Raw genomic sequence first — 12813 nt, 5'->3', positions numbered from 1 at the left:
CTGACAGAATAAAAATTAGCAATTACTGCTATTCTATTTCAAATTTTTTGAATGATTAATGCTATATCCAGGAAATTGATATGTAACAAGTTTTAATAAATCTATTATATTATAATAACTTAAGATAAATTATTCCGAAAAATAATATAGAAAGACCACTTGAGCAAAATACAAATATCAGAAATAAAAAATTAAGAAAAAAATTATATGGCTAAAAATCAATGGATTCTTTATTTGCTGAAAACGAAAACAGGAACGCTGTACACAGGAATAACGACAGATATCAACCGCCGTTTTGCACAGCATGAAAATGGTAAAGGAGCAAAAGCACTCAGAGGTAAAGGCCCATTGCAACTGGTTTTCAGCAGTAATGCTGGCGACAAATCCAATGCTTCACGACTGGAATATCAGGTAAAACAGTTGAGTAAACAACAAAAAGAGAGGCTGGTTATTTGCCAGCCCATCTGTATAGCAGAATATTTAGCATCAATTCAGAAACGGTCAAAAGGCGGAGAGTAAGTAACCAGTCCAGTATGGTCAGCCAAAAAACTATCAGCTAATTCATATATCTGAAAATAGGGTTCATATGTTGGCCACTGACAATGCAACTGATGCTCACAGGCAAGCGTAAAACCAAATCGACGGTAATAACGTGGATCACCTAAAACAACGACTGCTCTATAGCCAAATTCATTCAAGCTATCCAGACTTTCATATATCAGTCTTTCTCCAATCCCCTGCCGACGGTATTCTTCAGAAACCGCCAACGGCGCCAAACCGACCCACTGGTGATCCTCGCCATTAATATCTACCGGACTAAATGCCACGTAACCGATTACCTGGCCTACGTCATCCGTGGCAACCATGCCCAATGTCAGTAATCCATCTTCTCTCAGTTGCTGTACCAATTCCGCTTCCACTGTGGTATCAAATGATTTCCGTAGTAACCGATCTATCCCGGCGGCGTCTACCGGAATTTCTACTCTAATCAACATGATAATCGCGCATGATCGTATTGATATACGCCCTCCAGCACATTGATTTTAATAAACTCATCTAATTGCAACAAACCCGCACGGAGAACAGCAAATATGGGATTTAACACTATTACATCTACTAGATTTTTAACATACAACCCCAATCCAGCTTCTCCTGCAATACACAAATGATGATGCAGGAAGGAAAGGATATCAGAGGCTTCTTTACGGGTAGCTATCAGAATCAGATCATTGGCTTTGTCGCTAAGACCAATATCTTTCTGCTCATGCCGACTGAGAACCAAATGATTATCATGGGCAGTAATAAACCAACGCAGATTGAGATCGCGGATTTTTCCTAACACAACTCAGACTCCTTACTCGATAAAGTAATGTAGCTATTCTGCCAAAATACATCGGTATTCCTCCGATCCTACATCAAGAATCCAACGCAGAACTAGCTGTAAATTTTACTTTTAGCTATTAGGGTAACATCTGCTTATAAACTGCTCTAAATCAAAACATCCCTTCTTTAATTCAATTAAAATACTTAACCATTATTACTCTATTCCGGTATTTTATATCAGGAGGCTTTGCCCCACAGAAGACCTATATGAGAATACAATCGTTGCAGATAACAGGGCAGATACTCTCTATATCATTCTAAAGTAGGAGATCAAGGCCCGTTATTCTTTCAATCTGAAGAGAAAATAAAAATACAGACAAACATACAGTTACGAAAGAAATTGTAAACATAAGTTGCATGTTAAGATCTAAATTTACACATCTTGATTATAGCGGATTGCAAATTTTTAGCTTAACGTATGACGTCAGTCCATACGTATTTCTTACGGTTATTCCCAGGAATAATGTTAAAAACACGCATGGATTTCATTAAGTATTGCTTCTGGATTTACTATCCTTGGGCTGTAATTTGTCACAAACGTATATTAGTTCGATCTTTATACAATAAATAGGAATGGTGTATGGAAGGCCAAGATATTTATTCAAGATTCATTGGTAAGAGGATAAAGCTATGGATGGATGAGCGCTTCCCGCTACAGAACGCGCCACTTTTCTTTATATTTTATATCATCAGCTATTCCGTAGCTTTTTACTCGATAGGGGAAAAGCCGGTTTTATCATGGGAGATCCTGCTTGGTTGCTTAATGTCCTTTTCTTATTTTTTACTATTACGGATATTCGATGAGCATAAAGATTATCAGCTGGATTGTGAACACCACCCACAGCGGATATTACAGCGCGGCATTATTACGCTGAAAAATCTACGAGTACTCGGTATCTGCTGCATTACCCTGCAATTGGGTGGGAGTTTATTTTTAGATCAGGGAGTTGGTTCAGTCACTTTTGCCTGGCTATTAGTCTTTATCTGGACCTGTCTTATGGGGAAAGAATTCTTTATCAGTGAATGGTTAAACCAGCACCTCACTTGGTATGCCATTTCCCATATGTTGGTCATGCCACTCATTATCTGGTGGCTGGTTAATATCGCTAGTCCCAACCTCACACTCACTTTCCCAATATGGGTTTTGATGGGGTTATGCTTTTTCTCTGGATTTAGTTTTGAAATTACACGCAAGTGTAAAGGCCCAGATGAAGAACGTCCGGAAATACCAACCTATTCATCTATTTTCGGCAGAAAAGGGGCGATCGCTATTATCGCAGCATTACTCACCATAATGTTAGTGTTACAGATTTGGCTAATTAATATCACCACTGACGGCATAGTGTTATGGGCATTAATTATCTTGGTAGTTTGTTATGCATTGTGTCTATGGCAATTGGGTAAATTTCTCTGCCACCCCACTATTCAAAATCGCAAACGCGATGAAGCTGTCGTGGGAATGTTTATGGTTCTGGGTTATTCAGTTTGCGCTGCCAGTATTTTAATAAAGCTTGGGTTTGCTTAGGTATCGAAGGAAATATAGTTATGTTGCAAAAAAATATCCAATCATATGAGAGTCATGTCTCAGATAATACTACTACTCACATAGAGAGCGGTGCACTGAGTTCAATTCCAGAATTATCACGTGACATATTCAGCAATAAACACCAAGAGGTATCTGCCGTTCATACAACAGCAGCCCAGGTAAAATTATTACCCCGCCGCCATCTTTATACATATACCGAGGAAGCCCGGCAAAAACGCTTGGATTATTTGGCAAAACATACCGGACATACGCTGGAACACGTGGCAAATACCCATCTGGACGCGACGAAACTAACAAAAACGATTGAAGGATTTATTGGTTCAATAGAAATCCCTGTAGGGATTGCTGGCCCTTTATTGATAAAGGGACAATACGCTCAAGGGGTATATTACGCACCGATTGCCACCACAGAAGCCGCCCTAATTGCGTCAATATCCCGTGGTTCCTCAGCCATTATGCAATCAGGGGGTACGACTGCCCGTGTGCTTGGTCAACGCATGATACGAGCTCCCCGTTTTGAATTTTATAGCGTCTCACATAGCATTATGTTCAGTGATTGGATCAACGAACATATCAGCGAACTACGGCATGAAATTGGACGTCACTCCAAGCATGCGCAATTAACGGAAATAAAACCACACATCATTGGACGCAGTGTCCATTTGCAGTTTATCTACAATACAGCCGCCGCTGCGGGTCAGAATATGACCACCATCTGTACCTGGTATGCATGCCAATGGATACAAGAGCAGCTAGCAAAAATGGCTTTTATACCACTGCGCCACTTTATGATAGACGGTAATACTTCCAGCGATAAAAAGGTAGCTTATCAATCCTTTATTGAAGGACGTGGAACACGTGTCGTGGCAGAGGTTTATCTAAATGCTGAATCCTGTCAGCAAATCCTGCGAGTCACTCCTCAACAACTTGTCACCGCTTATCATCATGTCTGCGAAGGAGCTACGGCTTCAGGGATGGTTGGTATAAATATTAATGCAGCAAATGTTATCGCCGGGATGTTTACAGCCTTAGGCCAAGATATCGCCTGCGTACATGAATCATCGGTAGCGCATTTGCACATGACATTAACTGCCGATAACCGCGTCTATTGCAGTATCACACTGCCATCACTGATCGTAGGCACAGTCGGCGGAGGTACCTATTTACCACACCAACGCGAATGCCTGAATATGTTGGGCTGCACCGATGAAAACGGCACCACTTGCCTGGCTGAGATCATTGCTAGTTATTGCCTGGCTCTTGATATTTCAACACTGTCAGCCATTGCTGCGGATGAGTTTGCGCAATCGCATGAAAAACTCAGCCGTAACCATCCAGCTCCCACCGTTGGCATTATTCCGCGTACCCCGCAAGAGCTTGATCTGTCATTCTTCCAACAAGCAAATTTTAACCCTGTGTTACAAGGGGCTAACCTGACCACCATCAAACCCAAATTTTCTGGTGATGATGGACATAGCATGCTAACCCAGCTGAGTTCAAACTATGCAGAACGTTTAATTGGTCTATTTCCCTTTGCTATGACCACATCCGCACAGCTCACTCTACCTATAATGCTGAAGCTAAAACCGTTGGGGAATGAGGTGGTTAACATGATACTGGATATCGCCAAACACTGTTCCCCTGAGCTGTTTGCTGTTTTTCAGAATTTTGCACATCAGCTTGAATTTAACCAGAGCCATACCCGCGAGCTAGCTATTATGAACCAGCAAAATCCACAGCTCATGCGTTATATGCCGGTCATCTATGGTGTGATTGAAAACGAGACAACTGGAACCTATGCCCTAATTGAAGAATTGCTTCACGATATGGTGTTAATGAACAATATTAATCTGGAAATGCCCTGGGAACAGCACCACCTTGAAGCCGCTATCCAAGGGATTACCGATATTCACGCCATCTGGTTAGGGCAAGAAGAAGAGCTAATGTGGAAATTCCCACAACTGCAAATTTCGAATGCTGATACGGTTTCACAAATGAGTCCCCTATGGAAAAAACTAGGCAATTTTGTTCACCAAACATTCCCGGAGCTATTAACCGCCGAGGAACATCAAGATTTCCAGCACTGGGTAGATAACTCAGCCATCTGGTGGCAAGAAATCGAACAGATGCCTCGGACATTGATCCATGGTGACTTCAATCCACGTAATATTGCCTTCCGGCAGCAGGAAGAGGGGTTACGTTTATGCGCTTGGGATTGGGAATTGTCTACTTTGCATCTACCACAACGCGACCTCGTTGAACTGTTAGCCTTTAGCTTAGACCACCAGCAAAGTGATGCAAACAGTGTGGCCTATTATATTGAACTACACCGAATTGAACTCGAGCAAAAATCGGGGATTGCTCTCGATCCAATAAATTGGTATCGCGGTTATGAACTAGCGCTACGTGATTTCTGTATGAGAAGAATCCCGTTTTATATGATGGCACATAATGTTGTTGGCTATCCATTTATGGAGCGCACGATGAAAACTATCCACTGGCTTATTTCATTAACACGAAATCAATAGTAAATCGAATTAAGTTATTTAATTCACTCTTCCTCTAATAACAAGGGTGCAGCAATAGCTTGTAATACATTCGAGTCTTATTGATCTATTAACCCACAAATATTATGTGCAAATAAGACCATGATATACATAAGTGTACTATTGCTGCATTGGTGGAATAACATGAAATATCTCTATACTCAAGATAGTGCTATTAAATTATCGGAGCATTCCTTAGGCGGCAAAGCGGCTAATTTATTATGGCTAACGCAAAATAGTTTTCCTGTACCTGGTTATTGGGTCATCAGCAGCGAGGTACTAAACAACTTATTAGCTAACGATACATTTGCGATCACCATTGTGGAACAGTTAGCCTCCGTGCCACATGATATCAGCCAGGAAAAACTCGACGCCATTGCTGCCCCTTTGCGCCAATGGTTACAATCACTCCCTCTGCCTGCGGAATTAGAAGCAGAGCTGGCTCTGTTGTCAGAGAATCACCCAGATACATTTTTTGCTGTTCGCTCATCCGCTATTGGTGAGGACGCTGCCAATGCTTCTTTTGCCGGGCAGATGGATAGTTACCTATTTCAGCGTGGCAAATCCGCACTTGCCGACAGCTTACGTGCTGTGATGGCTTCAGCCTTTAATACCCGTGCATTGCAATATCGCCTGCACAAACGACTGCCGATGGGTAATATCCGTAGCGCTGTTATTATTCAGAACATGGTTGCCGGTGAAGTTTCTGGAGTCATGTTTACCGCGCACCCAGTTACCGGCAGTAGACAACATTACTTAATCTCATCCGCTTGGGGTACTGGGGAAGGTGTAGTTTCTGGTGAATGCGATACCGATGAGTTTTCAGTTCATCTCACCATGCCTGAGATCGAACGCCATATCACGCAAAAAGGGACAGCAAGTGTCTTCGATACCGCCAACGGCAGCGGTACAGTGACAGTACCCGTTGAAGAGGAAAAACAGCGGGCACCAACCTTATCCGATGATGAAATATATGCATTGCGAGATATTGGAAAAAAAATCGCAGCGGCACGCGGTTGTCCGCAAGATATTGAGTGGACGGTGCAAAATCATCAAATCTTTATTCTACAGACCCGGCCAATAACCAGACTACCCCGTCAGGATGATAAGAACGAACACCGTACTATCTTCGATAACTCTAATATTCAAGAATCTTATTGTGGAATAACCACGCCACTGACTTTCTCTTTTGCCCGTGCTGGTTATGCCACTGTTTATGAGCAGACAATACGTGCATTGGGCTGCTCAGATAAACAAGTTAATCAGCATCGTTCCATGTTGGAAAATATGCTCGGCTTAATTAAAGGCCGGATCTATTACAACATCAACAACTGGTATAAAGGGCTATTATTACTCCCCTCTTTCCAAACTAATAAGAAAGATATGGAAAGAATGATGGGGATGGAAGATCCTGTCGATTTCATTGAAGATAAAGAGCTTTCATTGGGCGATAAAATAAAAAAACTTCCCCAAATGGGATGGGCATTGCTACGACTACTATACGCTTTCAGAACGATGGATCGGCGAGTAGAGTTGTTTTTAGCACAATTTAAACAACATGCCGCAGCCATAAAACGAACAGAGTTACATACCTGCAACAGCGGCCAACTAATCGAGAAATTGAAATATCTCGATGAGCACCTGCTACGGCGCTGGACAACGCCAATTCTGAATGATTTCTACGTAATGATGTTTAATGGCCGAGTACACCGGGGACTGGCGGCGGCTGGCATTGAGAATCCAACGGCATTATTAGGTGATCTCCTCTCAGGGGACGAAGATATTGAAAGTACCCAACCAACCAAAGTGCTGTTAAAGATGTGCCAATATGCGCGCCAGCGCCCTGAATTATGCACCCTGCTAACGAACGGTGACGCACGTACTCTGTTAACCCAAGCACGCCAGCTCGATGAACCATTCTACCAACAGTGCATTGATTATATTGAAAAATATGGCGATCGTACTATGGGCGAACTAAAGCTGGAAACTATTACACTAAAACAAGATCCCAGTTTTCTGTTTCTGATACTAAAAAACTACCTTGCTATCGATACCCTCACACCAGAGACGTTATCCAGCCGGGAAAGAAAATTACGTACTCAGGCAGAAAACACCGCATTTCAGCAAATACGCGAGCAACTTGGCTCCAAACGTATGGCCGCCTTCAAAAAGAATTTGCAGAAATTGCGCCAGGCAATACGCCACCGGGAAAATATGCGCTTCACCCGAACCCGTATGTTTGGGCTATATCGGGATATTTTCATACAGCTTGGTCAGACATACGCATTGGAAGGAATCCTTGCCGAGTCACGTGATATTTTCTATCTGACGTTAGAGGAAATCTACAGCAGCTACGAAGGAACGGCGGTACAAACTCAGCTTAAGCCTTTAGTTGCCATACGCAAACAGGAGTATGCTGGTTACGAAACAGAGGATGAACCAGCCCATCACTTCTTCATTAGAGGCTCGCTGTATCAGCAGCAAGATTACAGCTACCCCTATAAGGAACAACAAGCCCCAACCGATAGCGGAATGCTACAGGGCATCGGTTGTTATCCAGGGCTAGTTGAAACAACTATTCGCTTAATTAAAAACCCGCAGGATGAAATGTCGCTGGCAGGGCAGATCCTTTGTACCGTTCGTACCGATCCCGGCTGGGCACCATTATTCCCTACAGCGGGCGGGTTATTAATTGAACGTGGTTCCACACTCTCTCATTCTGCCGTTGTAGCCCGCGAACTGGGTATTCCCGCAATTGTTGGCATTCCAGCGGTCACCCAAATTTTAAAAGATGGCGATTGGGTACGCATGGACGGTGCAACCGGGAGTATTATCCGCTTGCACAACACCACTACAGAAGAATTACCTTCAAGGAGCGAACATGTCTGATATCTTCATGGGCGAGTGGTCCCCGGCCAACCCACTGCCTGAAAGTTTTCTCGATCTTCCGGCAGCCATCTACCGTGACTGGCCGCTCTGGCCTGGCGAAGACCGGGAGAAGGTACAACAACAATTCAGTCTGGAGAATCCCTGGTTTAATCACAGCAAAGCCTGGATTGGCTGTATTCCGGGGAAAACTCGTCTTGCCGGTTTTTTAGTGCCCCATGCCGTTGATGGTCAATCCGCCGCATTTTTCGGTTTTTGGGAAACCGATAATGATATGGCAAGCAACACCATGCTGTTTAGCGCCCTGGAACAATGGGCCAAGAAAAATGGCGCACACAATCTCTACGGGCCGATTAACTTTTCGACCTTCGGGCATTACCGCGTCCGGCTTGATCATTTTGATGTCCCCCCCTTTGAGAATGAACCTTATAATCCGCCTTATTATTCCCCTTTATTAGAAAAGTTGGGGTTTAATACTCGTTACCGCTATACCTCGCTATTCGATGACACCCAAGCAATAGCAAACAACTTTCGGCAAGATTATCTACGCGCACAAAAATTCCCTGATCCCCAGGCAACATTATTACCGTTAACACCAGAATTATGGATGCAAGAACAGGTTAAATTATATTCCTTCATCGACTCAGTCTTCGGCGAGAATTTCGCTTACACCACACCGTCATGGACAACATTTCAACATTATTGCGGTAAGGAATTTATTAAACCTTTTTGTCTCTACCCTGCGTCATTTCTGGCTAAAACCGTCAGCGGCGAGATTACTGGGTTAATTCTTAGCTTATCCGTGAGCCAAAAAGGTCAGCCCGCTATAGGCTTGTTGAAAACTGTAGCAGTTGCGCCGCAATATCGGGGGAGTCGGCTATATCATTCGCTGTATCACTCATATCAGCAGAGCGCCAGCCTCGTTCATCCCCGTTTAGGGGGCGCCCTGATGCGTGAAGATAATAAATCATTAAAGACCGCAGAACGGCTCTTCAATACACCCGCTTCCACCAGACATCAATATGCGCTTTATTACAGGAGGATCGCATGACAAATATTTGTCAGCCCATTGTCGATGCGGCCCAAAAACACCCTGAGCATTTAGCCCTGCAAGCACCACACGGCAGTAGTTTAAGTTTTCGGGAATTTTTTTCTCATGCATCCCACTTCCAGCATCTGTTAACCCAAGCCGGGTTCGTGGCCGGTGATCGCTTATTAGTGATTGTTCAGCCCGGATTAGTACTTTACCCATTGCTTATCGCCATTCTGGGATTGGGACTGGTTCCGGTTATGCTTGAGCGGGGTCTTTCCAAAAAACAACTCCGGGAGACGCTACGGCACAGTAAATTATCGGCGGTTATCACCCAACCTGCATTAGGAAAATTCTGGTTTCTGATCCCCGAACTGTGGCGACCGCGCCGTTTTGTGATTGGACAGCGTATCTGGGGCATGAAAGTACTGAAAGCGCCCAGCCAACATTTACCACTAAATCGTTTTATCTGCCGTAGCCTACCGCCGGATACGACGGGATTAATTACTTTTACCTCTGGTTCTACCGGTATACCTAAAGGGGCAAACCGTACTCACGATAGCCTGTTAGCACAACTTTACGCCATAAAGGCGCTTCTTCCCGAAGAAAAGAATGAGATTGACCTGCACAGTTTTCCCGTCATGGTACTGCATTCATTGTGCTGCGGTAATAGCAGTATTCTGCCTGATTTTGACTTTGCCCATCCTGCAACTGTTGATGCACAGAAGATCGTCGGGCAGTTGCAAAATGAGGGCGTCACCTGCCTCAGCGGTGCACCCGCTTATATGAGCAAACTCACTGATTACGCTAGAAATAACAGATTGTCATTCCCCAATGTACGAACTGTTATCGTAGGTGGTGCTCCTGCCAATAAGGAACTGCTCGAAAACTGTCTGACCGTCTTTCCACATGCGAAGCATTTAGTCGTCTATGGCTCCACCGAGGTCGAACCGATCAGTACGGTCGAAATGACAACGCAATTAAATCACTGGGCAACACATGATGGTTATCTGGTCGGGAAACCCGTCGTACAAGCCGAAATATGTATCAGAGAGATAACCGCTGATCCCCAGCAAATTACTCCGTTGGCTACCGGTGATATAGGTGAAATTCTGGTTGCCGGGCCTCATGTGCTCAAAGACTATATTGATAATCCTCAAGCAACAAAAGAAAACAAACTCCCGCGTAAACAGGGAGGGATCTGGCACTGTACCGGTGACGTTGGCTACATAGACGCCACAAGGCAACTCTGGTTGCTTGGACGGGTAAAAGACAAGGTGATATTAGATGATGGGCGTATTATCCATCCCTATATGGTAGAAAAAAGGATTAATGAACTGTCAAATATCGCACGGAGCGCATTTGTATTGCACCCTCTGGGTGGAGCCGCGCTGATATTGGAAAGTACCACCCTGCCGACAGGTTTATCCACCATTTTAGACGAACTGGATCTCACTCTGGTTACCCGGATTTATTATGCCAATCCTATTCCCGTTGACATTCGCCATAACAGCAAAATAAACCGCATTGCGCTGATAAATATGCTCAAGAAAGACCAATTATCCTCCTTTCCATACAAGGAAAAATTATGAACAGTAACCATTTCATCATCCAGCTAAACAGAGCAGACTATATCACTATTGGTGGAGCGCTATTTAGCGCTCTCTCCGTGGCAGCCGCATTACAGCATTGGCATTATCTGGCCATTGCGTTCTTATATCTTGCCATGCTTGGCGACGCACTCGATGGTATTCTGGCCAGAAACTTAGATATTGTCCGCCCTTTTGGCCGTTATCTTGATGGATTTATGGATCAACTTATTTACCTGATCTCACCATCCATCATCCTATACCTTTCCGGTTATCAATCCTGGTATTCACTGTTTATTATCTTAATGATAATCAGCGGTTGTCTGCGATTATCCGTATTTAATGAAGTCGGAAATATTCAGGATGAAGATCGACTCTCCTATCTTGGTATGCCCGTATTCTGGAGCTTATTTATTGTCAGCGGTTACACTTTGGTCAGTTTAGTCGTAATGTCATGGTTGGCACATCTCTTACTAACATTGGCGCTTATTGCATTCAGTATCGCCATGCTATGGGATCGCCCGTTTTATAAATTCAAACATCTCAGTACCATCGTCAGTACAACACTTGCAGGGTTTGTTTTATTTACCGGCCTTCATTTCTGGAGTCTTTATGCTCAATAGCTTTTATCATGGGTGGATTTTAATGATCCCCGTCATCCTTGGTGGCTGTTTACATATGGTGATTGTGACAAAAAACTATTTTGCCTACTGGGCTATTCCAATACATCAACGTTATTTCGGCCGTAACAAGACTTGGCGCGGTTTTATTGCTGTACCCATTATTACCGCGCTATTTTCGCTATTGTGGTTAGTTTTCGACACTGGAACACAAGACACAACGATTCCCCAGACTATTTCTTCCTGCTTATTTACCGGGTTTCTGGCGGGTCTCGGCTATGTTCTTTTCGAATTACCAAACTCCTGGCTAAAAAGAAGACTCGGCGCACCACCGGGGCAACATCCAGAGAAAAATAAGCGGCTATTTATTTTATTCGACCAACTTGATTCCGCTATTGGCGTCACAACAGCCTATTTTATTTATCTTAATCTTACTTATATCGATGCACTTTTCGTTTTCCTCTGTTTTTTAATCAGCGCCTTTATTGTTAAAAATATGCTGTTTTTACTTTCGCTGAAAAAAACGAGATTTTAGGTGGGAATACCCCAGAAAAATGGCTTCTTTAATTGGAAGCCATTTTAAGGCATACCAAATAAGTGTGCCTCTGCGTGTTATCACCAACAGAACACGCATTTTACAACATTATTTCGTAGTCAAAGATAATTCAACTCCGCATGCAGCAGCATAACGTTTAAGTGTGTGCCAGCTAGCTCTCGTTACATTCTTCTCAATCCGGGTAACTGCGGACGGGTTAATTCCCATCCGTTTAGCCACATCTACTTTTTTTAGACCTGCCTTTTCCCGCCACTCAGTGAGCTGTTCTAGCAACTCATATTCTTCTGTGGCCTCAGCATAGGCTTGCAGAGCTTCCGGTGTATTAAGAAGACGTTTTCTCACTTCCGAATGTAAGATAGGAGTTACTTTAGCCATGTGTCATATCCTCCAGTCGTTTCAGCGCTAACTCTATTTCAATTTCAGGTGGTGAAATATTTATAAAAATCTGGGATGTATGACATCAAAATCCAATGAAAAGGAAACCATAGACAAAGCGTAAGTGACTGCTCCCCGCCGTAAACGGCGAGTCCTCCCACTTCTCAGGCCGCAACCGTCTGTGTGACGGATTTACGCTGGCCTCCATGGGCAGAAACGACGAGTCCCGCCGCCTGTAATTCCTGTATGCCCTTGCGCCGGATGTTGAGCGCCGCATTGATA

General features: G+C 43.7%; 11 protein-coding genes and 1 pseudogene. 8 read left to right on the top strand and 4 right to left on the bottom strand.

The genetic code is table 11. The features are described 5' to 3' along the window. Positions 1-207: 207 nt before the first annotated feature. Positions 208-519 carry a GIY-YIG nuclease family protein gene (locus EAE89_RS09615; RefSeq protein ID WP_054478792.1) on the top strand — a complete coding sequence of 104 codons (312 nt, stop codon included), beginning with the start codon at positions 208-210 and terminating at the stop codon, positions 517-519. Here the strand turns inward: EAE89_RS09615 and EAE89_RS09610 are convergent. Then, positions 492-995 (bottom strand): GNAT family N-acetyltransferase, encoded by a 504-nt coding sequence (locus tag EAE89_RS09610; RefSeq protein ID WP_054478790.1) that lies wholly within the window; start codon positions 993-995, stop codon positions 492-494. The genes EAE89_RS09615 and EAE89_RS09610 overlap by 28 nt on opposite strands. Continuing rightward, complete coding sequence (gene ubiT, locus EAE89_RS09605; protein ID WP_149616713.1) at positions 989-1342, bottom strand: ubiquinone anaerobic biosynthesis accessory factor UbiT; 354 nt, start codon at positions 1340-1342, stop codon at positions 989-991. The genes EAE89_RS09610 and ubiT overlap by 7 nt, the downstream gene beginning before the upstream one ends. Before the next feature lie 621 nt (positions 1343-1963). Here ubiT and EAE89_RS09600 point away from each other — a divergent pair. The 7 genes from EAE89_RS09600 (at position 1964) to EAE89_RS09570 (ending at position 12135) form a co-directional block, all read left to right on the top strand. Continuing rightward, positions 1964-2908, top strand: coding sequence for a prenyltransferase (locus tag EAE89_RS09600; RefSeq protein WP_054478786.1), 945 nt, complete (start codon positions 1964-1966; stop codon positions 2906-2908). Between the two features lie 20 nt (positions 2909-2928). Then, entirely contained in the window at positions 2929-5457 is a 2529-nt protein-coding gene (locus tag EAE89_RS09595) for a phosphotransferase (protein WP_054478784.1), read from the top strand. Between the two features lie 162 nt (positions 5458-5619). Continuing rightward, positions 5620-8364 carry a phosphoenolpyruvate synthase gene (locus EAE89_RS09590; protein WP_244866329.1) on the top strand — a complete coding sequence of 915 codons (2745 nt, stop codon included), beginning with the start codon at positions 5620-5622 and terminating at the stop codon, positions 8362-8364. Beyond that, a complete protein-coding gene (locus tag EAE89_RS09585) occupies positions 8357-9412 on the top strand; it encodes a hypothetical protein (RefSeq protein WP_214085723.1) in 1056 nt (351 codons plus the stop codon). The genes EAE89_RS09590 and EAE89_RS09585 overlap by 8 nt, the downstream gene beginning before the upstream one ends. Next, positions 9409-10983: a fatty acid CoA ligase family protein gene (locus EAE89_RS09580; protein ID WP_054478777.1), complete on the top strand. Its 1575-nt coding sequence runs from the start codon at positions 9409-9411 to the stop codon at positions 10981-10983. The genes EAE89_RS09585 and EAE89_RS09580 overlap by 4 nt, the downstream gene beginning before the upstream one ends. Next, positions 10980-11603: a CDP-alcohol phosphatidyltransferase family protein gene (locus EAE89_RS09575; RefSeq protein ID WP_214085722.1), complete on the top strand. Its 624-nt coding sequence runs from the start codon at positions 10980-10982 to the stop codon at positions 11601-11603. Before EAE89_RS09580 ends, EAE89_RS09575 begins: the two co-directional genes overlap by 4 nt. Positions 11604-11658: 55 nt before the next feature. After that, complete coding sequence (locus EAE89_RS09570; RefSeq protein WP_235525455.1) at positions 11659-12135, top strand: CDP-archaeol synthase; 477 nt, start codon at positions 11659-11661, stop codon at positions 12133-12135. Between the two features lie 108 nt (positions 12136-12243). On the opposite strand, the gene EAE89_RS09565 is transcribed toward EAE89_RS09570, so the two are convergent. Further along, on the bottom strand, positions 12244-12531 hold the full coding sequence (locus EAE89_RS09565; protein ID WP_214085721.1) for a helix-turn-helix domain-containing protein: 288 nt from the start codon (positions 12529-12531) through the stop codon (positions 12244-12246). A 164-nt stretch (positions 12532-12695) separates the two neighbouring features. Then, positions 12696-12813: pseudogene (locus EAE89_RS09560) on the bottom strand (RNA-guided endonuclease InsQ/TnpB family protein); the annotation flags it as partial.

The sequence above is a fragment of the Photorhabdus heterorhabditis genome (assembly GCF_018448905.1).
Taxonomy (GTDB): domain Bacteria; phylum Pseudomonadota; class Gammaproteobacteria; order Enterobacterales; family Enterobacteriaceae; genus Photorhabdus; species Photorhabdus heterorhabditis.
This window is presented reverse-complemented; position numbering and strand designations above follow the sequence as displayed.